Genomic DNA, 22,263 nt, shown 5'->3' with positions numbered 1-22,263 from the left:
GCTCATGGGGCACTCTCACGCTGTTTCTGCTCGATCCAGTCGCGAAACAGGTCGCCCCGCGCCTGGTAGTTGGCGAATTGGTCCAGGCTGGCACACGCTGGCGAGAGCAACACACAATCCCCTCGCTCGGCCAGCTGCCATGCGGCTTCCATCGCCTGTGTCAGCGTTTCGACACGCTGAGTGTGAAGGCAAGGGCCAAGCACGTTGTCGAGACGCTCGGCGTCTGCGCCGTAGAGCAGCGCGGCTTTTCCATGGTCCGCCAACGGCCCGGCCAGCGGCGTAAAGTCGGCTCCCTTACCCACGCCTCCCGCCAACAGAATGATCTTGCCAGTGAGCGCGACGCCAATACCATTGATGGCGGCCAGGGTCGCACCCACGTTGGTCCCTTTGGAGTCGTTGACCCAGCGAACCCCGTTCACCTCAGCAACGGTTTCGCTACGGTGCGGCAGCCCCTTGAACGTGGTCAACACCTCACACATGGCCTGACGATCAAACCCCAGCGCCCGGCCCATGGCCAACGCTGCCAGCGCGTTCAACTGATTGTGCTGACCAGTAATGGCCAGCTCATCCACCGCCAGCCACGGCGTCTCGCCGTGCATCAAATAGCGGCGTCCATCGATATCGGCCAGCCCCCAGTCACTACCGGCCGGAACACCCACACCAAAACGCTCGACACGGTCGAGGGCATCCAGAGGCCAGGTCATGGGGTCATCGGCGTTGACCACCGCGTGCTCGGCGCCCATGAAAATGCGCTGCTTGGCCTGACGGTAACCCGCCAAATCGCCATGACGGTCCAGATGATCATCGCATAAATTGAGAAACGCAGCCGACGCCGCTCCGAGGCGAGGCGTCGTTTCCAGTTGAAAGCTGGAGAGTTCGAGGATGAAGAGCTCGGCACCGGGATGGTCGGCCAACAGATCCAGAGCCGCCGTGCCCAGATTGCCCCCCACGGCGGCATTCACCCCCGAGGCCTTGGCCATTGCACCTAATAGCGTGGTCACCGTGGACTTGGCATTGGAGCCCGTAATCGCCGCCACCGGGGCACGCACCAGACGCCTGAACAGTGCCGTTTCACCCACCAGCATCGGCTCGCCGGTGGCAGGGTTGACTCGCTCCAACAGCCCGTCGAGGCCTGCCAAATGCGGGTCGACCCCCGGACTGACCACCACCTCGTACGCATCGCTGAAATCCAGCTCATTCAGCGGCCCACAGTGGCAATCAATCGCCGGATAACGCTGCTGGAACGCGGCGAGTCCAGGCGGCATCTCGCGGGTATCGGCCACCATGAAAGGCACTCCATGGCGGTCCAAATGGCGACAGATCGCCTGACCGGAAATGCCCAGTCCAACAACAACGGTAACACCCTGAGGTACCTTCACCATGAACGACTCCTTGGCCCGGGCTAGAGCGGCCTTGGCCACCGTGACACGACTACCCTGACACGACTACCCAATGACTAACGCACTTTCAGTGTGGCCAGTCCCAGCAGAACGAGGACAACGGTGATGATCCAGAAACGCACGATCACGCGCGGCTCAGGCCATCCCTTGAGTTCGTAATGGTGATGCAGCGGAGCCATGCGGAAGATACGGCGCCCCGTCAGCTTGTAGGAGCCGACCTGCAGAATGACCGATACGGTTTCCAGCACGAAAATACCGCCCATGATGAACAGCACGATCTCCTGGCGCACGATGACCGCCACCACGCCCAGGGCGGCCCCTAACGCCAGCGCACCCACATCGCCCATGAACACCTGGGCGGGATAGGTGTTGAACCACAGAAAGCCCAGGCCAGCACCGGCAATCGTGGCACAGAAAATGGCCAGCTCGCCGGTTCCCTGAATGAAGGGAATATGCAGGTAGTTGGCAAATACGGCATTGCCGCTGGCATAGGCAAACACCGCCAGCCCCATGGCTACCAGCACGGTGGGCATGATGGCCAGACCATCCAGGCCATCGGTCAGGTTGACGGCATTGGAGCTACCGACAATCACAAAATAGCTCAACACGATGTAGAACAAGCCCAACGGCAGCGCAACGTCCTTGAACAGCGGAATGAGCAGGCTGGTTTCGGCGGGCGTGGTGGCCGTGGCGTACAGAATGATGGCGGCTCCCAGGCCGACCACCGACTGCCAGAAATATTTCCAACGTGCTGGCAGCCCGCGGGGATTCTTTTCGACCACTTTGCGATAATCGTCGACCCACCCGATGGCGCCAAAGCCCAGCGTCACCAGCAGCACGATCCAGACGTAATAGTTGGTCAGGTCACCCCACAGCAAGGTGCTGATCGCAATCGCCAGCAGGATCATGGCGCCGCCCATGGTCGGCGTACCTGCCTTGGAAAGATGCGACTGTGGGCCGTCATCGCGAACGGCCTGGCCAATCTGCCCTTCGACCAGACGACGTATCACCCAGGGCCCCAGCCAAAGGCACAGCATCAGCGCGGTGAGCGCGGCGAGAATGACGCGTAGCGTCAAATAATTGAACACCTGAAACGCAGATTGAAATTGAGTTAGAAAATTCGCCAAATGAAGTAACATGAACGGCGCTTACCTTGTGTCATCCGCACGCAGCGCAGCAATGACTCTTTCCATGCCGGCACTGCGCGATCCTTTCGCCAGCAGCGTGGCGTCGGGTGGCAGAGAATTAATAACATGACGCACTAGCGTCTCGTGGTCGTCGAAGTGCAGCCCGCGACCAAAGGCATCCGAGGCAGCCCTGGCTGCCTCGCCAACCGTCAACAGCATGTCCAGCCCCAGCGACGCAGCATAAGCGCCCACGTCAGCATGTAGCCGGTCGGATTCATCCCCCAGCTCCCCCATCGCGCCCAGGGCGCACCAGCGAGGGGCAGGAAAGCTCGCCAGGGCATCCAGAGCAGCCTTGACCGCGCCAGGGTTGGCGTTGTAAGTATCGTCCAGCAGCGTCGTGCCACGAATACCGGGCACCACGCTCAAGCGGCCCTGCAGTGCCGACAACCGATTCAGCCCAGCCACGACCTGCGAGGCAGGGACACTCAGCGCCAGGGCGGCGGCGGCGGCGGCCAAGGCGTTACTGACGTTATGCTTGCCGATCAGAGGTAGCGCTACGCGCCCCAACGGCTCACCTCCGACAACGAGCGTGAAAGCATAACGCCCCTGTGAGTCGCAGGAAAGAGCCGAAGCGTTTACGTCCGCATTGCCCTGCACCCCGTAGCTGACCACTCGGCGGGGGGCCGCACAGGCCGCCCAGAAAGGGAAGTAGCGATCATCGGCATTGATGATGGCCACGCCATCCTGATCGAGCCCTGACAGAATTTCGCTCTTGGCCTGGGCAATCTGACCCATGCCACCAAACTCACCTACATGAGCGCCCGTCACGTTGGTGATGATGACCACCCTGGGGGCCGCCAAACCAACGGTCCAGGCGATTTCACCCAAATGATTGGCCCCCAGTTCGATGACACCCGCCTGGTGCTGCGGCCCAAGACGCAACAGCGTCAGCGGTGCCCCAATATCGTTATTGAGGTTGCCGATGGTCGCCAACACCTCACCGAGTGGCGCCAACAGGGCTGCCACCATCTCCTTGACCGTGGTTTTTCCGCTATTCCCCGTGACCGCCACCAGCGGCAGTGTAAAGCGTCGCCGCCATGCGCCCGCCAACAGCCCCAGCCCCAAGCGCGTATCCGGGTAGCGCAATTGCGCCAGCGGGCTATCCACGGGGTGCTCCACCAGGGCCGCTACGGCGCCCTGCTCTCGGGCTTGCTCGACGAAATCGTGGCCATCGAAGCGTGGGCCCTTCAAGGCAATGAACAGGCAACCCGGCACGATCTGGCGAGTGTCCGTCACTACCTGGCTGATCGACACGTCAGTCGCATCGTCTGCCAACGGAACACCCAGCGCCGCAGCCACTCCGCCAAGGGTCCACATCAGCAGCCACCTCGTGCCCGAATGGCTTGCTGCACCTGCTCGTCATCCTGGTAGGCGTGTCGAACACCCTCGACTTCCTGATAAGCTTCATGGCCCTTGCCAGCCACCAGCACCACATCCTGAGGACCTGCCTGAGCCACGGCATGCAGGATGGCCTGACGCCGATCACCAATCTCTTTCACCCGCTGCAGCTCGTGAAAACCCGCCAAAATTTGCTGACGAATCTGGGCGGCAGATTCACGGCGAGGATTGTCGTCGGTCACCACCACACGGTCGGCCAGCCGCTCGGCTACCTTGGCCATTTCCGCGCGCTTGCCGGTATCGCGCTCACCACCACAGCCAAACAGGCACCAGAGCTTTCCTTGGTTGCCCAAGTGATCACGCAGTGCTTCCAGCGCATTTTGCAGCGCGTCAGGGGTGTGGGCATAGTCCACCACCACACAAGGTGCTTCGCCCCCGCCAAAGCGCGTCATACGACCCGGCACCGGGCTCAACTTGGCTGCCGCCTCGAATAGCGCGTCCAGCGACTCGCCCAGCCCGTACAACACGCTGATGGCCAGCAGCACGTTATCCAGGTTGAAGCGCCCCAGCAGCGGTAATTCGAGCGCTTTCTCGCCCTCGGGCGTGGCAATCAGAGCCTGCTGACCGGCTTCCAACGGATGCCAATCGAGGATACGCAGCGTTACCGCCTCATCGCTGCCCGTCGCCAGCACACGCACATGGGATTCGCACCCTGCCAGCATCAGCCGAGCCAGGGGGTCGTCACCGTTGACCACCGCCAGGGTCAGCTCAGGACGACGGAACAGCTTGGCCTTGGCGGCAGCATAGGCCGCCATGCTGCCGTGATAGTCCAGATGATCTCGGGTCAGATTGGTGAACACGCCGACCGTCACGTTCACTGACTCCAGACGGTGCTGGTCCAGCGCGTGGGAGGAAGCCTCCAGCGCCACGCGCTGGACACCTTGGCGGCCTAACTGCCCCAGAGTAGCCTGCAACGCCAGCGGCCCGGGCGTGGTCAGCCCGGTATCCATTAGCTGCCCCGGGCGTCCAACGCCCAGAGTACCTATCACTCCAGCCGGAGTGCCCAGGAGCTCACTCAATGCCGCGATATAATGCGTGACCGAGCTTTTGCCGTTGGTTCCCGTAACTGCGATTACCTCCAGGCCATCAGACACTTGATAAAGCGAGCGCCCCAGCTCACCCAGCCGCAGTGCCAGATGAGGCAACGAAAGCACCCTGCCCTGCAGCGTCAACTCGGCCTGCCGCGTATGCGCCAGCACCAGCGAGGCACCTCTCTCCAGGGCTTGCTCGACATACTCGCGGCCATCCCCTTGACTACCGGGCACCGCCACGAAGACACTCCCTTCTGCCACCTTGCGCGAATCGGTCACCAGATCGAGCGACACGGGCAGCGGCGGTAGATCTGGCAACCCGGCATCTGGCCACACCACCTTCAGGGCGGCCCGAAACTGGTCGAGGCTCACAGTCATGCCTACTCCTTGAAAGCTATTCAACGTCATGATCGGGCGGCACATCCAGCAAACGTAGCGCGTTGCCAGTGACACTGGAAAATACGGGGGCCGCCACCGCCCCGCCATAAAACTGCCCCGCCTGGGGGTTATCGATCATCACCACCGTGACGATGCGCGGATCAGAGATAGGGGCAATGCCAGCAAAGACGCTGCGGTAGGCATCCGTGGCGTAACCCTGCTGGCCGCTCTTGCGCACCGTACCGGTCTTGCCACCCACCCGATAGCCCTCGACCCGCGCACGCCGCCCACCAGAGTAGGCTCCCACGGACGTTTCCAACACGTCCAGAAGATCATCTGCAACGCTGGGCGAAATAGCCGGAATACCAGGAGGAGGTTCGGACAACCTCAATAGCGAGGGCGGCAGGCGCTCACCGCCGTTGGCCAATGCCGTGTAGGCACTGGCGATCTGTAGCGCAGAAGTCGATAAGCCATAGCCATAGGAGAGCGCCGCACGCTCACTGCGCGACCACCGCACCGGCGCCGGGAGGCTGCCCGTGGACTCGCCAGGAAAACCGGTGCCCGGTCCCTGCCCAAAGCCCAACTGATTGTACTTTTCCCAGATCGCCGTATCGCTGAGCTGAAGCGCCAGCCGCGACATGCCGATATTGGAGGACTTTTCCAGAATACCCGCCAGATCCAACTGCCCGTAATTACGGATATCACGGATGGTGAACTGGTCGATACGCATCCAGCCAGGTGAGGTATCGACCACCACATCGCGGTCGAACACGCCGCTTTCGAGAATGGCTGCCATGGCCAGTGGCTTCATGACCGAGCCAGGCTCGAAGACATCCACCAGAGCCTGATTACGCAGCCCCCGAGGGTCGAGTCCGGCGCGGTTGTTGGGGTTGTAGGAGGGCAGGTTGGCCATGGCCAGCACCTCGCCCGTGCGTGCATCCATCATGACCAGCACGCCGCCGTCTGCCTCATGTTCGGTCACGGCAGCGCGCAGCTCACGATAGGCCATGTACTGAATGCGCTGGTCGATGGAAAGCGTCAGCTCGCCCCCTGGCTGGGCATCACGGATCACCCCCAGCTCACGCACCAAACGACCCCGCCGATCCTTGATGACGCGCCGCTGGCCGGGGTGACCTGCCAGGTAAGGCTGGTAGGCAAGCTCCAGCCCCTCCTGGCCCACGTCATCGACGTTGGTGACGCCCAGCAGTTGGGCCACCACTTCCCCTGCCGGGTAATAGCGCTTGTACTCCCGCTGCTGATACACCCCGGGGGTACGCAGATCCAGCACTCGCTGAGCAGCTTCCGGGGTCATATGGCGACGCAGATACATGAACTCTCGACTGGCAAAGCGCGCGACCCGGGCATCGAAATCATCCAACGACATCCCCAGCGCCTGGGCCAGCATGACTCGCTGAATGGCATCGCCAGGCAGCTCTTGCGGATTGGCCCACAGGGTCACCACAGGCGTGGAGATGGCCAATGGCTCCCCATTGCGGTCGGTGATCATGCCGCGGTGTGCTGGAATGGCTTCATGACGCAGGGTGCGCGCGTCACCTTGGCTTTGCAAAAAGGGTCGGTCGATGACCTGGAGCAGCGTGATACGGCCAATCAGAATGGCAGAGGCCAGCCCTACCACCAGCAAGATGAAAAAGAAACGACCGCCAGCCAAGGGCGGTGCAATGGGATATTGACGGGACTTCCCTCCCCGACCTTCGCGTCTCATGGACGAATAACCTCAACATCGTTGACGTCTGGAATACGCATTTCTAGCCGTTCCGTGGCAATTTGCTCGATGCGTGCCGGTGTCGACCAGGCACCCTCTTCCAATAACAGCTGCCCCCACTCGGTTTGCAGCTGGTTCTTCTCCTGTTCCAGACGCTGCAACTCGGCAAACTGCACCCGAGTCATGTGGGTGGTCATCACCACCGACAACGCCGTCAGCAGACATAAGGCAAACAGGGCGAGCAACAACAGCGGCCAGAGGCGCAGACGCACTTGAAATGGCCACTCGGCCTGCAACGTGGACAGCCATCGTTCGAAGCGATCAAGGCTCATGGTCACGCTCGCTTACGGGCGGCACGCATGACGGCACTGCGGGCCCGGGGATTGGCATCCACCTCTTCATCGCTGGGACGGCTCCCCTTGCCCAAGGCCTCGAGGCGGCGATTCAACTGATCATCACGGATGGGAACACCACGCGGCAGATGGGTATCTCCGCGGACATGGTGGCGAATGAAGTGCTTGACGCGACGGTCTTCCAGCGAATGAAAGCTGATGACCACCAGATGCCCACCCGGCGCCAAGGCCTCCAGGGCCGCCTCCAAAGCGCCATCCAGCTGTTCCAGCTCGCCGTTGAGGTAAATACGCAGCCCCTGAAACGCCTTGGTCGCCGGGTGCTTGCCCTTTTCCCAGGCGGGATGGGCTGCCTTGAGGACGTCGGCCAGATCCACGGTGTGCGTGAAAGGTTGCTCGACGCGCCGCTTGACCACGGCATTGGCCAACCGCCTGGCGTAGCGCTCTTCGCCATAGGTCTTGAAGACGCTGGCTATCTCGGATTCGCTGGCACGGGCCAGAAAGCTTGCTGCACTCTCGCCTTGCGTGGGGTCCATGCGCATGTCCAACGGGCCATTGCGCATGAAGCTGAAACCACGCTCGGGATCGTCCAACTGCGGCGACGACACGCCGATATCCAGCAGGATGCCCGACAACCGGCCATGGACGCCCTGCTCTTGGGCGAACTCCGCCAACCGCGCAAATTCACGCCGAGTGATCTCAAAACGCGAGTCGGTGATTTCCGCAGCGGCGGCAATGGCCTGTGGGTCGCGGTCCATGGCCAACAAGCGGCCCTGTTCACTCAACCGCGACAGGATGAGACGCGAGTGCCCCCCGCGGCCGAACGTGCCGTCCAGATAGACACCGTCGGGATCATGGATCAACGCATCGACGGCCCCGTCCAATAACACGCTGGTATGACGAAAACGGGAAGCGACCTGATCGGCGTCGGCAGAAGGCATGTTACTCTCACACAAAATTTGGGAAGGCGTGCCCTGCACGCCTTTCATGGAAATGGGGAGTCGGCCGATAAGCCGGGTTCTGTCGTGGACAGTCATTCCTCTAGGCGCTGCGTCACCACAGCGCTCAAGCAACCTACCCGGACCCAGCGCGGGCCACGCCATTGGGTCCCTATTTGGTCTTGCTCCGAGTGGGGTTTACCATGCCACGCACTGTTGCCAGGCGCGCGGTGCGCTCTTACCGCACCCTTTCACCCTTACCGGTTCCTGAGGTTGATGTCAGAAACTTAGGCGGTCTACTCTCTGCTGCACTTTCCGTCGGCTCTCGCCGCCCAGGCGTTACCTGGCACTCTGCCCTGTGGAGCCCGGACTTTCCTCCCCCAACGGCTCTTGCGAGCATATTAGCGGCGACTGTCTGGCCAACTCCGGCGGCAAGCATACCAGCGCCCCGCCCTGGCCTCAATGCTCGCCTTTGATTGCCTGCAATCTGGCATACCACTGCTGCTTGCGCCCCCCCATCAATCGCGTCGCCACCGCCGCTCCCTGCTTGACCCCGACCCCTTCGGCCAATAGCGCCGCCAGCAGAGCATCTGCCTCCACGGACTGCTCATCACCCCGCTCGACGGGCGCCGCTCCGGCAATGACGATCACGAACTCACCACGCGCCTGATTGGCATCCTGCTCCATCTGTTCCAGCAGCTGCGCAGGCGTTCCCTGCAAAAACGTCTCGAAAGTCTTGGTCAGCTCCCTGGCCAGCACCACGCTGCGCTCGGGCATCTGCTCTGCCAGCGCCTCCAACGTCGCCAGGATATGATGAGGCGACTCGTAAAACACCAGCGTCTCCTCCCGGGCCACCCACCGCTCCAGCGCCTGGCGCCTGCCACTGGACCTGGCAGGCAAGAAACCGCCAAAAGTGAAGCGATCCGTGGGCAGGCCAGCCGCCGACAGCGCCGCGATCAAGGCACAAGGACCGGGCAAGGGCACCACATGACGGCCACGCGCACGCAGCTCGCGCACCAGCACGAATCCCGGATCACAGATCAGCGGCGTGCCGGCATCACTGATCAGAGCGATGTCCTCCCCCGCCATGAGATAACGATCCAGGCTATCCACGCGCTGCGCCTCGTTATGCTCATGCAGTGATATCATGGGCGTATTGACCCCCAGATGGGCCAACAAACGCCCGCTATGCCGCGTATCCTCAGCGGCGATGCGTGCCACACTGGCAAGTATCCGAGCGGCGCGAGGCGACAGATCGTCCAAATTCCCAATTGGCGTAGCAACCACGTACAATGTGCCCGGAGGTTGGTGTGTCATCGTGACTCCCGATTTATTAATAGCTTGCCCTGACGGTGCGCTATGCTTACTCAACGTGAGATCAACCTGCTCATAGGCCGCGACAGCGCAAATGGAAACTAAGGAAGGATACATGAAACAGTCACTTCGTGGCCTGTTGGCCACTGCCTTCATGGCACTTCTCATCACCGGGTGTGCCATGCAGCCGCCCAGCGTCGTTGACCGAGCCCCCGACCAGGACGCAGGACGACTGCTCAGCCAGGCAGAGCAGCAGGCTCCCGAACAGGCTGCCCAAACGCGCCTGGAAGCGGCCAACATCCTGGCCCGCCAGGGTCAGCGAGAGAGCGCTTTCGAGGCCGCCAGCAGCATCGATGAAGCCCAACTGGGCGATACCGATCGCTTGCGCTGGGCCATGCTGTTCTCGGAACTGGCCCGCGGCATGAACGACCCCCAAGCGGTCCTGCGCGCCACGCAAGTACTGGATGACGAACTGCCCATGCAGGCCAATCAGCAGCAAACGCTGGCAGAGCGCCGTCAATGGGCCCAGGAAGCGCTGGACCAACGCCCTGACGACGTGCAAGTCGCGCTGCCGGAGCTGGAAGGCACCGACGTGCGACGCATCGCCGTAGCCCTGCCGGAATCCGGCCCTCTGAGCAGCGTGGCCGGCACGCTGACCACTGCCATGCGCCGCCACAACGAAATCAGCAATGATGGCGTACAGCTGACCTTCATCGACGCCTCCCAGTACTCTCTGGATGAAATCTACAGCCGTGCCGAACAAATGAACGCACAGCTATTGATCGGCCCACTCGACAAGGAGCAGGTGACCCAGCTGGAGGAGCGCGACAGCGTTCCACTTCCTACGCTGGCGCTCAACTATGGGCACAACTCCAGTAACCAGGCCCAGCGCCTGCTGCAGTATGGCCTGTCAGCGGAAGACGAAGCGCGCCAGGCAGCTCGCCGTGCTTATCAGGACGGGCACCGCCAGGTAGCCGTCATGGTGCCGGATAATGACTGGGGCCGCCGAGTAGGCGAAGCCTTCTGGAACGAGTACCAGCGTCTGGGCGGCGAAGTCACCAACGCCGTGCGCTACAACCCGAGCAGCCCGGTGTCCAATGCGGTACAAACAGCGCTGAATGTCAGCGGCGAACGGGCTCGCCTGGGCAACATCGACGCCCTGTTCCTACTCGCCCTACCTGACTATGCACGCCAGGTACCGCCCACCATGGATTACTACTACGCCCCTGACCTGCCGATCTACGCCACCTCGCACCTGCATGAAGGCCGCCGGCAAACGCGCCTGGACCAGGACCTCAACGACGTCATGTTCATGGACATCCCCTGGCAGATTCCTGACGCAGCCGTCGGCGGAGAAGAAGCCCTGCCCTTCTACACCACCTACCAACAGCTGCGCGACGAGTCCGACGCCTCCATGTTCCGTCTCATGGCCATGGGCGTCGATGCCTACGAGCTGGCCAAACGCATGTCGGATCTGGCTGACATCAACGGCCTGAACGGCAGCACCGGTCGCATGTCATTGGCCAGCGACGGCCGCATCCACCGTGAACTCCCGTGGGCAAAATTCCAGAACGGCACGCCCGCGCCCATCCTGACCCCTGGCCTCTTGGGCAATGCGCCGTAGCCCGCAAAGCGCACGCTACCGAGGAGCAGCCATTGAGCGAATCGCCGCTCAATGGCTGCAGGAGAAAGGCCTTCGGCTGGTGGCCAGCAACCACCACGTGAAGGGCGGCGAACTGGACCTGATCATGTATGATCGGGATATTCTGGTGTTCATCGAGGTCAAACACCGCGCCACCACGGAGCACGGGCATCCACTGGAGACCGTGACGGCACAGAAACGTCGCCGCCTGGTAAAGGCTGCCACGCTTTATATTGCAAGGCATGGCCTCGACTGCCCCTGCCGCTTTGATATTCTAGCGATCACAGGCATGCCACCCGAGCTGACGTTCGAATGGGAACAAGCGGCTTTTGACGCTTATTAACACTCTATAACCGGGAAGCCCTGATGGACTTTCAATCTCGCATTCTCAACCACTTCAATGCCAGCATTGACACCAAAACCTATGCCAGCGAGGTGCTACCACCGTTTATCGAAGTGGCCAGCCAAATGATGGTTCAGTGCCTGGTCAATGAAGGCAAGATCCTGGCCTGCGGCAATGGCGGCAGCGCAGGCGACAGCCAGCACTTCTCTTCGGAACTGCTCAACCGCTTCGAGCGCGAGCGCCCCAGCCTGCCTGCGCTGGCATTGACCACCGACACGTCGACGCTTACCTCCATCGCCAACGACTACAGCTACAACGAAGTATTTTCCAAACAGATTCGTGCGCTGGGTCAACCAGGCGATGTCCTGCTGGCCATCTCGACCAGCGGCAACTCCGCCAATATCGTGCAAGCCATCCAGGCCGCCCATGATCGCGACATGACAGTGGTGGCTCTCACAGGGCGTGACGGTGGCAACATGGCGTCGCTGCTTGGCCAGGATGACTGTGAAATACGCGTGCCCGCCACCTCGACGGCCCGCATACAGGAAGTCCATCTACTGGTCATTCACTGTCTGTGTGATTTAATTGACGAACAGCTGTTTGGCGGCGCTGCCTGACAGCGCGCTCAGGTCAACGAATTATATCGATAAAGGAGTCATCTCAATGGCCCTACGTTTTTCTTCTCGCTCCCTCCTGGTCGCTACGCTGTGCGGCGCGGTTCTGCTCAGCGGCTGTGCCAACAACAGCGGCTCCAACCCCTCCAACTACGGCCAGCGCAGCAGCGATGTCCAGGCCGTGGATGCCACCATCGAACGCGAAGTGGAGCGCTCTCTGTCACGCTCCGATGCTCGGCTGGGCGACGCGCGGATTCGTGCCCATAGCTACAACGGCACCTTGCTGCTGGTCGGCCAGGTACCTAGCGATGAACTGAAAACCATGGCAGGCAACGTGGCCTCCAATTTGCGCGGCGTCAATCAGCTGCACAACGAACTGACCATTGCAGCCAACCTGCCCGCCAGCCAACGTCTGGTCGACACCTGGTTGACCACCAATGTCATCAGCCACCTTGCCACCAATGATCAGATCGACTCTTCCAAGCTGAAAGTCACCACTGAGAATGCCACCGTGTACCTGATGGGCATGGTCACTCGTGAGGAAGCCGACCGAATCGTCAATGCGGTGTCCGGCGTCGCCGGCATTCAGCGCATCGTCAAGGTCTTCGATTACCTGAACTGAGCTTCATCCTGGCAATAAAAAGCCTCGCCAGCGTGACTGGCGAGGCTTTTTTAGTCATGGCCACTTAGCCATAACCAGGCTAAAAGCCCGGCTACTTGACCACTCTGAGAGCCGGTTTCTTCCTGGGCTTTTCAGTTTCAGCCGGTGCATCTGACACCTCTTTGGAAGGCGCTTCCGTCAAGGTCAGCTCGGGCCGTGCAGCCTCATCAGCAGAGGATTCGTCACCCCCCTCCAGCTCGTCGGCATCCAGTTCCGGCTCATGGCCAAAGACCATGCCCGCCCCGTTTTCACGGGCGTAGATAGCGATGAGCGCAGGGATGGGGATCATCACCTGCATGGGCTGACCCCCAAAGCGAGCGCTGAAACCAATCGCCTGGTTCTCCATGAACAGATCGCGCACCGCCGTTGGCGCTGCATTGAGCACGATCTGACCGTTCTGAACGAACTGACGCGGCACTTCCACGCCCGGCTGCGTGGCATCCACCACCAGGTAAGGCGTTAGCTCGTTATCCAGAAGCCATTCGTACAAGGCTCGGGCGAGATAGGGACGGCTCGACTTCATAAGTCTCCCTCCTCCTGACAAGTGAGGCCCCTGCCCATCAGGCTAGGGGCCATATGAATTCAGGCGCGCATCTCTTTTTCACGCTCGTTCAAGGAGGCCTTGAACGCTTCACGCTCGAATACGCGCGACATGTAGTTCAGCAGCGGCTTCACCTGCTTCTCCGGCAGCTCGATATTGAGCTCGGGCAGACGCCAAAGGATGGGCGCCAGACAGCAATCCACCAGCGTAAACTCTTCGCTCATGAAATACGGCATATCTTCGAAGATGGGCGAAATGCCGATCAGGCTTTCGCGCAGCTCTTTACGCGCCTTGTCTGCCTCTTTCTTGCCACCCGTGCGGATCAGCTCGAGCATCGGGCACCATTCGCGTTCGATACGGTGCATCCACAGCCGACTTTGAGCACGTGCCACTGGGTAGACGGGCAACAGCGGCGGATGAGGAAAGCGCTCATCCAGATACTCCATCATGACCTTGGACTCATAGAGAACCAGATCACGATCCAGCAGCGTGGGAACACTGTTGTACGGGTTGAGGTCCGCTAACTCTTCAGGTGGCTGTTCCTCAGCAACATCGACGATATCGACCGCCACTCCCTTTTCAGCCAGAACAATGCGCACACGATGACTGAAATGATCATCATTACCTGAGTAAAAGATCATTGACGACCGCTTGGCCACAACACCCATGAAAGCATCCTCGCATCAAAACAATAGACGATAGTAACACGCCCGCCGCCTTTTATGGTAAAGCGACGCAAAGCCCCTGGGGGCACATAAACAAACAAAGGGCGCACGGCTTTCGCCGTGCGCCCCGCCCACCAAGCATAGGCTAATGCTTAGTGAACATCCCGCCAGTACTCACGCTTGAGCAGGTAGGCGATCACACCAAAGATAAAGATGAAGATCAGCACCTTGGGCGCCAGTGCCTGAGCCTGCAGCTTGGAAGGCTCACCGACGTAGGCCAGGAAGTTGGTCAGGTCATAGACGGCTTCCTCGAACTCGGCAGGCTCCATGGAACCTGGCTGAGTGACTTGCAGCACTTCACAAGACTGGTACTTGCCAGATAGCGGGTCGGGCGACTGCCCTGCTACCGGCTGGTCGGTTTCCGAGCAGACCATCTCCTGAACACCCTGCAGCGGCTCCAGCACGTTGGGCATGGCCACCAGATCAAATACCGCGTTATTGACGCCCAGTGGACGGCTCGGGTCACGGTAGAAGCTCAGCAGGTAGGAGTAGATCCAGTCGGGACCGCGCAGACGACCATGCAGCGTCAGATCAGGCGGCGCAGCGCCGAACCAGCTTTCACCATCTTCCGGCAGCATGGCGATGTGCATCAGGTCGTTGTAACCCAGCGATGAAGAGAAAATCAGGTTCTCTTCGACCAGGTCCTGCGGCATGCCCAGATCATTTGCTGCACGGGAGAAGCGCTGATGCTCCAGCGAGTGACATCCCATGCAGTAGTTGACGTAGAGCTGCATACCACGCTGCAGAGACTCCTGATCATGCAGATCCGGCGTCATGGAGTAAGGCACATCAGGCCCTGGCGCTGCGACCGCCATCAAAGGCAGCAGCGCGAACAGCAGTGCGAACAGTTGCTTTTTCATTAGCCAGTCACCCTTTCAGGAACGGGTTTAGTCTTCTCGATACTGGTGTACACCGGCATCAGAATGAAGAAGGCGAAGTAGAGCACCGTACAGATCTGGGCAACCAGCGTACGCAGCGGAGTCGCCGGAATGGCACCCAGAACCCCCAGGATCACAAAGCTGATCGCAAAGATGATGAGCGCAATACGCGACAACCAACCTTTGTAACGCATGGACTTGACCGGACTACGATCCAACCAGGGCAGTACGAACAGGATGGCGATAGCGCCACCCATGGCCAGCACGCCCAGGAACTCGGCACGCAACCCCAGGAAGTCGAAGGTAATGGCTCGCAAGATGGCATAGAACGGCGTGAAGTACCACACCGGCGCAATGTGATCAGGCGTTACCATCGGGTTCGCAGGCTCGAAGTTGGGACGCTCGATGAAGTAACCACCCCCTTCCGGGAAGTAGAACAGCACCACCGCAAAAACGAACAGGAAGACCGCCACACCCACCAGATCTTTCACGGTGTAGTACGGATGGAAAGGAATGCCGTCCAGCGGTTTGCCGGTTTCGTCTTTCTTTTCCTTGATCTCGATGCCATCGGGGTTGTTGGAGCCAACTTCATGCAGGGCAATGATATGCAGCACGACCAGCGCCAGAATTACGATAGGCAGCGCCACCACGTGCAGGGCAAAGAAGCGGTTCAACGTGATACCGGAAATCAGGAAGTCACCGCGAATCCACTGTGCCAGATCCGGGCCAATGCCGGGAATGGTCGCGAACAGCGAGATGATGACCTGAGCCCCCCAGTAGGACATCTGCCCCCAGGGCAACAGATAGCCCATGAAGGCCTCTGCCATCAGCAGCAGATAGATGGCCATGCCGAAGATCCAGACCAGCTCACGCGGAGCCTTGTAAGATCCGTACATCAATGCACGGAACATATGCATGTAAATGACGACAAAGAAGGCAGAGGCGCCGGTCGAGTGCATATAGCGGATGATCCAGCCGTACTCGACGTCACGCATGATGTATTCCACGGAGCGGAAAGCGCCTTCCGCCGTGGGGTTGTAGCTCATGGTCAGCCAGACACCGGTTAGAATCTGGTTGACCAGCACCAGCAACGCCAATACACCAAAGATGTAGAGGAAGTTGAAGTTCTTCGGTGCGTAGTACTTGGTGAGGTGGTCTTGCATCATTTGCGTTGCGGGGAAGCGGTCGTCCACCCAGCGCATGATGCCGCGTTCAGCCTTGACTCGATTAGGATTACCCATTACGCGGCCTCCTCGTCTTCACCAACGATGATGTCCTCACCCTCGAAACGATAGGGCGGCACTTCAAGGTTGGTGGGTGCAGGTACGTTATTGAAGACGCGTCCGGCGAGATCGAAGTACGAACCATGGCAAGGACAGAAGAAACCGCCCGGCCAGTTGTCGGTAACTGCGGCCTCGGGCTCGGGACGGTACAGCGGAGAACAACCCAGGTGGGTACATACACCAACCATGACACCGACCTCGGGGCGCACAGAGCGCAACGGACCGGTGATATAAGCAGGCTGCTGCTCCTCCTCGGAATCCGGGTCCCGCAAGCGAGACGGGTCCAGACTCTCTGTACGCTCAATCATCTCAGGCGTACGGTTGATGATCCATACCGGCCGCCCGCGCCACTCGATGGTGACACGCTGCCCCGGTTCGAGCTTGGAAAAGTTAGCTCGAACCGGCGCACCGGCCGCCAACGCACTGGCACTAGGCTGCCAGGATGCCACAAAGGGGACCGCAACCCCGACAGCGCCCACCGCCCCCACAACGGAGGTGGCGCCCACGAGGAAACGGCGCCGGCCTTTGTTTACGCCGTTATCTGCCATTTCTGGTTTCTCCCATCAGCTTACCCGTTTCGCCGCAAAGGCGTCTTGCGGCGACGAATATCAAATACGCCCTATGTTAAAAAAACAAAGCGCTCTGCACAAGAACAACCGCCCCGGACCATGGTGGTACAGGTACTATAATTTTTTGATATTCCAATAAAAAACGCCCAGGTCCTGGACCTGGGCGTTTTTGCCACATAGCGTAAAATTAACGCTTGGAGAACTGCGGACGACGACGCGCCTTGCGCAGACCGACTTTCTTACGCTCCACCTGACGTGCGTCACGGGTGACGTAGCCAGCGGCGCGCAGAGTCGGGCGCAGGTCTTCGTTGTAGTTCATCAGGGCACGCGTAATGCCGTGACGGATGGCGCCAGCTTGTGAAGAGCCACCACCACCTTCGACGGTCACATACACGTCGAACTGGTTGAGAGTCTCGGTCAGCTCGAGGGGCTGACGAACAACCATGCGACCGGTAACGCGACCGAAGTACTCGTCGAGCTCACGGTTGTTGACGGTGATTTTGCCGGAGCCCGGCTTCAGGAACACACGAGCGGTGGAAGTCTTGCGGCGCCCGGTACCGTAATACTGCTGTGTCATGGCGAAGATTTCCTCAGATGTTCAGTTCAAGCGGCTGCTGGGCAGCATGCGGATGCTCGGCACCGGCGTACACTTTCAACTTGGAATACATGGCGCGACCCAGCGGGCCTTTCGGCAGCATGCCCTTGACAGCAGACTCGATGATGCGCTCGGGAGCGTGATCCAGCATCTTGTCGAAGGTCATGGAGCGCAGACCGCCCGGGTAGCCAGTGTGGCGGTAGTAGGTCTTGGCCTTCGCCTTGTTACCGGTCACCTGGACTTTCTCGGCATTGATGACAACGATGTAGTCGCCGGTATCAACGTGAGGGGTAAATTCGGGCTTATGCTTGCCACGCAGGCGGCGAGCAATCTCGGTTGCCAGACGACCGAGCGTTTTGTCCGTAGCGTCGACAACATACCAGTCGCGCTGGACGGACTGCGGCTTAGCACTGAACGTCTTCATGGATGAAATCACCAGATTAAGTGTGTTGGGCAACTTGCGCCACTTGATAGCGAAGCACCATCCCTATTCTTTTTGGTTGCAGCCAGAAAAAGACTACAACGTACAGCGAGGCGGCATTCTACAGCAAGTGAGTGGACAAGTTAAGTGCCATCTTCACTTTTCTCGCACGCCCTTGGCATCGCACTCAGGCAACAGAGGCGCTCAGGGTTTGTGCGGCAGCGCCAGATACTCCCGCGACTGCATCTCCTGCAGGCGAGACAGCGTCCGCTGAAATTCGAAGGTCAGCTTGCCGTCACTGTAAAGCGACTCGACGGGCACTTCTGCCGACATCAAGAGCTTGACGCCCCGATCATAAAACTCGTCCACCATATTGATGAAGCGGCGCGCCTGGTCGTCGCGCTTGGCATCCATGCGCGGCACATTGGCCACCAGCACGGTATGAAACTCTCGAGCAAGCTCGATATAGTCGTTCTGACTACGCGGCCCGTCACACAGTTCGGCAAATTCGAACCAGACGACATCCTCATGCAGTCGACGCGTTTTCAGCACACGGCGGTTGATTTCCAGCGGCGCGCCCTCTTCTCCCGCCTGACCGGCAATCTCCTTGAAGCTGCGCGCCAGCTCTTTGTCGGCAGCCTCATCCAGCGGCGCATGGAAGATCTCCGCACGCTCCAGCGCCCGTAACCGATAATCGATGCCGGAGTCTACATTCACGACGTCACAGTGGCGATTGACCAGTTCGATGGCGGGCAGGAACCGAGCGCGCTGCAGACCATCCTTGTAGAGATCGTCGGGCACGATATTGGAGGTCGCCACCAGCACGACACCACGCTCGAACAGCGCCTCCATGAGATTGGCCAGGATCATGGCATCCGTGATGTCCTTGACGAAAAATTCGTCGAAGCAGATCACCCTGGCTTCGGTTGCAAACTTGCCGGCAATCAGCGTCAGCGGGTTCTTCTCGCCCTTGTAGTGCGTCAGCTCGTTATGCACCCGCTGCATGAACCGATGAAAGTGCGTGCGCATTTTTTCAGGGAAGGGCAAGGCGTCATAAAACGTATCCACCAGGTAGGTCTTGCCACGTCCGACCCCACCCCAAAAGTAGAGCCCCTTCACCTGGGGCACCGGGGGCTTGTCTGGCTCGCTGCGCTTGCCCAGCAGCCCCGCCATCTTCGCCTTCAAGCCTTTACTGGCGACCACTGCTTTGGGCACGGTGGTGGTGGTGGTCGACAGCAGGTCATCGTAAAGACGCTGAAGATGCTTGACCGCCTGCTCCTGAGCCGGGTCGTATTGAAAGTCACTGCGCGTCAAATCCTGCTGATAACGCTCCAGTGGCGTCAGGCGACGGGGGTGTTCAGACGCCTGACGTGCAGATACTGATGACATGAAGATGCTCCCGCAGCGCGTAGCCAGGCGTATGCATCGACGCGCACCTGCACATCCGCCGAGCACCGGCCTGACCGATAAAAAGAGCCTAATTATACGCCGACTGAGCGCTAAGCGCATGAGCGGATTGACCCAACCAGCCGTGACGCGCCTATAATGGGGCTGACCATGCAGCCATGCGATCGGTGACGCCATGCCATCGATGACATGGCGCGCACCACTATCAGGGAGAATACCGTGGAAGCAAGCTCGCCAATCATTTTTGCCGTTGTAGGTCTCGTCGTTGGCTTTCTCATTGGCCTTGCCTGCTATCGCCTGTTCAGCAAGAGCGAGAAAGACATGGCTGCGCTGAAGCAAACGCTACTGGAGCGCGAGCACAAGATCGCGGAACTGAAAAAAGCCATGGGCAGCAGCCTGACGGGCATCCAGCAACGTCTTGACAGCATTCGTCAGGAGGCGGACCAAATCGAAGTCCGGATCGCCGACGAGGCGGCTCAATGGCAGCTCACCAGCGTCAAGGCCTCCCATCACAAAGCAGCGGCCACGGCAGAAAACGATGCCGACCTTGCCATGCCCCGCGATTACGCGGCTGGCAAGAACGGCACGCTTTCCGAAGACTTCGGGCTGAAAGAGCATCAGAAATCAGACAGCGATACACTGGTGCAACCTCCACGCTACTGATCTACGCTCACCAGGGCGCCCCTGAGCGCCCTGGTCGCACGTCACTTTTCTCCGAGTCAGGCCGGGTTGTCGATATCCACGAAACGATGCTCGATATCGAACTGGCCCGCCAACCACTCGCCCAAGGCCTGCACCCCGTAGCGCTCAGTGGCATGGTGCCCTGCCGCGATGTAATGAATACCCAGCTCACGCGCCAGATGCGTAGTGCGTTCGGAAATCTCCCCTGATACGAATACCTGAGCACCCGCCTCGTGGGCAGCAGTGATCATGTCCTGCGCCCCACCCGTGCACCAGGCAATTCGCTCCACCGGCCCCGCCAGCGGTGCCTCGACGACCAGCGCCTGACGCTGCAGGGTATGGCTCAACTGATCGGCCAACGTGGTCAGCGGCTGCGGCGTCACCAGACGCCCGGACCACAGCAACCCTTCGCCCAGCTCGCCGTCCAGACACCCCTCGACCTTCCATCCCAGGCGCCGCGCCAATTCGGCGTTATTGCCCAGCTCTGCATGGGCATCCAGCGGCAGGTGATACGCCAGCAAACTCATGTCGTGGGCCATCAGCGTCTTGATGCGCTTCTGCTTCATCCCGGTAATCGCTACTGGCTCGTTCTTCCAGAAATAGCCGTGATGTACCAGTACCAGATCCGCCTGCCAGGCCACCGCCTCGTCGAGCAACGCCTGGCAGGCCGTCACGCCGGTCATGACCCGCCGCACTTCCTCTCGCCCTTCGACTTGCAGGCCATTGATGGTGTAATCCTTGAATTGGCCAGCGCGGAGCTGGTGGTCACAAGCAGCGACGAGTTGATCGCGATGGTTCACGTGGTCTCCTTAATAGTTGCCGCTGCCCCGTGGGGAAGCGCAGCGTAAAGTGTTACCATATCGTCTATTGTAAACTCGCTGCACGTTATCGCGAACCTCGCGACCTGCTGAAGACCGCCATCCGCTGAGGAATGCTTGCATGCACCGCTTTGTGCTGCCCTATCTCTGGCCCATTACCACGGGCCTTCTGCTGGCCGCAGTCATTCTGCTGGCCTTCCCCCAGCAGATTCCCAACCCGTTTCGTCAGGCGACGCCCACCACCGTCGAGCCACAGCCTGCACTGGTCGCGACTGGCAACCAACCAACGGCCAACCGCCCTGCCCCAGATATCCGTCAGGCAGCACCGCTCTCTCGCAGCCAGGGTCCGGCCAGCTACGCCAACGCTGTCAATCAGGCCGCGCCAGCGGTGGTCAACATCTACTCGTCGCGCATCGTGTCACGGGACCAGCACCCGCTGATGTCCGACCCATTCTTCCAGCAATTTTTCGGCGGCGACGATGCGACGACCCACCAGCGCATGCTGTCCAGCCTGGGCTCCGGGGTCATCGTCAGTGACGACGGCTATGTGCTTACCAATCATCACGTGATCAGCGGCGCCGACCAGATACAAGTGGCGCTGCGCGATGGCCGCGAAACCCTGGCCCAAGTGATTGGCACCGACCCGGAAAGCGATCTGGCAGTGTTGCGCATTCAACTGGACAACCTGCCCGTGATCGAACTGGCCGACTCGAAGGAAGTGGCCGTGGGCGATGTGGCGCTGGCAATAGGCAACCCCTTCGGCGTGGGGCAGACGGTGACCATGGGCATCATCAGCGCCACGGGACGCAGCCACCTAGGGCTGAATGCCTACGAAGATTTCATTCAAACCGACGCGGCCATCAATCCGGGCAACTCGGGCGGGGCGCTGGTCAATCCTGACGGCGCACTGGTGGGCATCAATACGGCGATCTTTTCACGCTCGGGAGGCTCACAGGGAATCGGTTTCGCCATTCCGGCCAACCTTGCCCACAGCATCCTCGACGAACTGGTCACCCGCGGCCGGGTGATTCGCGGCTGGCTGGGCATCGAGGCTCAGGCGTTATCGCGGGAACTGGCCGCCTCGTTTGGGTTACGCACTCCCCAAGGCGTCATCGTGGCTGGCGTGGTCAGCGGTGGGCCAGCAGCAGAGGCAGGGCTGCAGCCCGGCGATGTGCTGCTTTCCATCGACGACCAGGTCATCATGGATGCACGCGCCACCATGAGCGAGATTGCCTCTATCCCACCGGGTACCAAGCTACCGCTGACCATCGTGCGCAGCGGTGAGCGCATGGAAGTCACCCTGGAAGTGGGCGAGCGCCCCGTGCCCACCAATGCGACGTCCGAAGATCGGCAGAGCGGCTCCTGA

The 22,263-nt window shown here is 60.4% G+C and carries 23 protein-coding genes and 1 other RNA gene; 6 read left to right on the top strand and 18 right to left on the bottom strand.

All coding sequences use genetic code 11. The features are described 5' to 3' along the window. Positions 1 to 2: 2 nt before the first annotated feature. The 9 genes from murD to rsmI form a co-directional block, all read right to left on the bottom strand. The gene (murD, locus tag IE061_RS05530) at positions 3 to 1,382 is read right to left on the bottom strand and encodes a UDP-N-acetylmuramoyl-L-alanine--D-glutamate ligase (RefSeq protein ID WP_016913517.1); all 1,380 of its coding nucleotides are present in this window, start codon (positions 1,380 to 1,382) and stop codon (positions 3 to 5) included. A gap of 74 nt (positions 1,383 to 1,456) precedes the next feature. Next, positions 1,457 to 2,539 carry a phospho-N-acetylmuramoyl-pentapeptide-transferase gene (gene mraY / locus IE061_RS05525; protein ID WP_193461199.1) on the bottom strand — a complete coding sequence of 361 codons (1,083 nt, stop codon included), beginning with the start codon at positions 2,537 to 2,539 and terminating at the stop codon, positions 1,457 to 1,459. 9 nt (positions 2,540 to 2,548) lie between these two features. Further along, positions 2,549 to 3,907, bottom strand: coding sequence for a UDP-N-acetylmuramoyl-tripeptide--D-alanyl-D-alanine ligase (locus IE061_RS05520; protein WP_193461219.1), 1,359 nt, complete (start codon positions 3,905 to 3,907; stop codon positions 2,549 to 2,551). Continuing rightward, positions 3,904 to 5,394: a UDP-N-acetylmuramoyl-L-alanyl-D-glutamate--2,6-diaminopimelate ligase gene (locus tag IE061_RS05515; protein WP_193461198.1), complete on the bottom strand. Its 1,491-nt coding sequence runs from the start codon at positions 5,392 to 5,394 to the stop codon at positions 3,904 to 3,906. The genes IE061_RS05520 and IE061_RS05515 overlap by 4 nt, the downstream gene beginning before the upstream one ends. A 16-nt stretch (positions 5,395 to 5,410) precedes the next feature. Beyond that, complete coding sequence (locus IE061_RS05510) at positions 5,411 to 7,117, bottom strand: peptidoglycan D,D-transpeptidase FtsI family protein (protein WP_193461197.1); 1,707 nt, start codon at positions 7,115 to 7,117, stop codon at positions 5,411 to 5,413. Next, positions 7,114 to 7,449, bottom strand: a complete 336-nt coding sequence (gene ftsL, locus IE061_RS05505) for a cell division protein FtsL (protein ID WP_193461196.1) — start codon at positions 7,447 to 7,449, stop codon at positions 7,114 to 7,116. Before ftsL ends, IE061_RS05510 begins: the two co-directional genes overlap by 4 nt. A gap of 2 nt (positions 7,450 to 7,451) precedes the next feature. Continuing rightward, on the bottom strand, positions 7,452 to 8,408 hold the full coding sequence (gene rsmH, locus IE061_RS05500) for a 16S rRNA (cytosine(1402)-N(4))-methyltransferase RsmH (protein ID WP_193461195.1): 957 nt from the start codon (positions 8,406 to 8,408) through the stop codon (positions 7,452 to 7,454). Positions 8,409 to 8,460: 52 nt separating this feature from the next. After that, an RNA gene (rnpB, locus tag IE061_RS05495) (RNase P RNA component class A) lies at positions 8,461 to 8,832 on the bottom strand. A 32-nt stretch (positions 8,833 to 8,864) separates the two neighbouring features. After that, the gene (gene rsmI / locus IE061_RS05490) at positions 8,865 to 9,722 is read right to left on the bottom strand and encodes a 16S rRNA (cytidine(1402)-2'-O)-methyltransferase (protein WP_193461194.1); all 858 of its coding nucleotides are present in this window, start codon (positions 9,720 to 9,722) and stop codon (positions 8,865 to 8,867) included. A gap of 112 nt (positions 9,723 to 9,834) precedes the next feature. Here rsmI and IE061_RS05485 point away from each other — a divergent pair, with 112 nt between their 5' ends. The 4 genes from IE061_RS05485 to IE061_RS05470 are packed head-to-tail and all read left to right on the top strand — an operon-like array spanning position 9,835 to position 12,940. Beyond that, positions 9,835 to 11,343, top strand: a complete 1,509-nt coding sequence (locus IE061_RS05485) for a penicillin-binding protein activator (RefSeq protein ID WP_193461193.1) — start codon at positions 9,835 to 9,837, stop codon at positions 11,341 to 11,343. Continuing rightward, positions 11,333 to 11,704 (top strand): YraN family protein, encoded by a 372-nt coding sequence (locus tag IE061_RS05480; protein ID WP_193461192.1) that lies wholly within the window; start codon positions 11,333 to 11,335, stop codon positions 11,702 to 11,704. The genes IE061_RS05485 and IE061_RS05480 overlap by 11 nt, the downstream gene beginning before the upstream one ends. A 23-nt stretch (positions 11,705 to 11,727) precedes the next feature. Continuing rightward, on the top strand, positions 11,728 to 12,321 hold the full coding sequence (locus IE061_RS05475) for a phosphoheptose isomerase (RefSeq protein ID WP_016913507.1): 594 nt from the start codon (positions 11,728 to 11,730) through the stop codon (positions 12,319 to 12,321). 46 nt (positions 12,322 to 12,367) lie between these two features. After that, positions 12,368 to 12,940, top strand: coding sequence for a BON domain-containing protein (locus IE061_RS05470; protein ID WP_193461191.1), 573 nt, complete (start codon positions 12,368 to 12,370; stop codon positions 12,938 to 12,940). Between the two features lie 91 nt (positions 12,941 to 13,031). Here the strand turns inward: IE061_RS05470 and IE061_RS05465 are convergent, their stop codons facing one another. The 8 genes from IE061_RS05465 to zapE all read right to left on the bottom strand — a co-directional run bounded on the left by IE061_RS05465 (position 13,032) and on the right by zapE (position 19,380). Then, positions 13,032 to 13,502, bottom strand: coding sequence for a ClpXP protease specificity-enhancing factor (locus tag IE061_RS05465; protein ID WP_193461190.1), 471 nt, complete (start codon positions 13,500 to 13,502; stop codon positions 13,032 to 13,034). A gap of 59 nt (positions 13,503 to 13,561) precedes the next feature. After that, a complete protein-coding gene (gene sspA / locus IE061_RS05460; protein ID WP_026001643.1) occupies positions 13,562 to 14,188 on the bottom strand; it encodes a stringent starvation protein SspA in 627 nt (208 codons plus the stop codon). Positions 14,189 to 14,337: 149 nt separating this feature from the next. Beyond that, complete coding sequence (locus IE061_RS05455; RefSeq protein WP_193461189.1) at positions 14,338 to 15,105, bottom strand: cytochrome c1; 768 nt, start codon at positions 15,103 to 15,105, stop codon at positions 14,338 to 14,340. Next, positions 15,105 to 16,364: a cytochrome b gene (locus IE061_RS05450; RefSeq protein ID WP_193461188.1), complete on the bottom strand. Its 1,260-nt coding sequence runs from the start codon at positions 16,362 to 16,364 to the stop codon at positions 15,105 to 15,107. The genes IE061_RS05455 and IE061_RS05450 overlap by 1 nt, the downstream gene beginning before the upstream one ends. Beyond that, entirely contained in the window at positions 16,364 to 16,954 is a 591-nt protein-coding gene (gene petA, locus IE061_RS05445) for a ubiquinol-cytochrome c reductase iron-sulfur subunit (RefSeq protein WP_016913501.1), read from the bottom strand. Before petA ends, IE061_RS05450 begins: the two co-directional genes overlap by 1 nt. Before the next feature lie 208 nt (positions 16,955 to 17,162). Then, positions 17,163 to 17,552 carry a 30S ribosomal protein S9 gene (rpsI, locus tag IE061_RS05440; RefSeq protein ID WP_016913500.1) on the bottom strand — a complete coding sequence of 130 codons (390 nt, stop codon included), beginning with the start codon at positions 17,550 to 17,552 and terminating at the stop codon, positions 17,163 to 17,165. A gap of 13 nt (positions 17,553 to 17,565) precedes the next feature. Beyond that, positions 17,566 to 17,994 carry a 50S ribosomal protein L13 gene (gene rplM / locus IE061_RS05435; RefSeq protein ID WP_016913499.1) on the bottom strand — a complete coding sequence of 143 codons (429 nt, stop codon included), beginning with the start codon at positions 17,992 to 17,994 and terminating at the stop codon, positions 17,566 to 17,568. A 201-nt stretch (positions 17,995 to 18,195) separates the two neighbouring features. Continuing rightward, positions 18,196 to 19,380, bottom strand: a complete 1,185-nt coding sequence (zapE, locus tag IE061_RS05430; RefSeq protein WP_193461187.1) for a cell division protein ZapE — start codon at positions 19,378 to 19,380, stop codon at positions 18,196 to 18,198. Between the two features lie 237 nt (positions 19,381 to 19,617). Between zapE and IE061_RS05425 the strand changes: the two genes are divergently transcribed. Beyond that, positions 19,618 to 20,061 (top strand): ZapG family protein, encoded by a 444-nt coding sequence (locus IE061_RS05425; protein WP_193461186.1) that lies wholly within the window; start codon positions 19,618 to 19,620, stop codon positions 20,059 to 20,061. Positions 20,062 to 20,117: 56 nt separating this feature from the next. On the opposite strand, the gene IE061_RS05420 is transcribed toward IE061_RS05425, so the two are convergent. Next, positions 20,118 to 20,879: a Nif3-like dinuclear metal center hexameric protein gene (locus IE061_RS05420; RefSeq protein WP_193461185.1), complete on the bottom strand. Its 762-nt coding sequence runs from the start codon at positions 20,877 to 20,879 to the stop codon at positions 20,118 to 20,120. Between the two features lie 139 nt (positions 20,880 to 21,018). Between IE061_RS05420 and IE061_RS05415 the strand changes: the two genes are divergently transcribed. After that, positions 21,019 to 22,263 carry a Do family serine endopeptidase gene (locus IE061_RS05415; RefSeq protein WP_193461184.1) on the top strand — a complete coding sequence of 415 codons (1,245 nt, stop codon included), beginning with the start codon at positions 21,019 to 21,021 and terminating at the stop codon, positions 22,261 to 22,263.

Origin of the sequence: Vreelandella hamiltonii, assembly GCF_014651795.1 — a bacterium.
GTDB classification, from domain to species: domain Bacteria; phylum Pseudomonadota; class Gammaproteobacteria; order Pseudomonadales; family Halomonadaceae; genus Vreelandella; species Vreelandella hamiltonii.
This window is presented reverse-complemented; position numbering and strand designations above follow the sequence as displayed.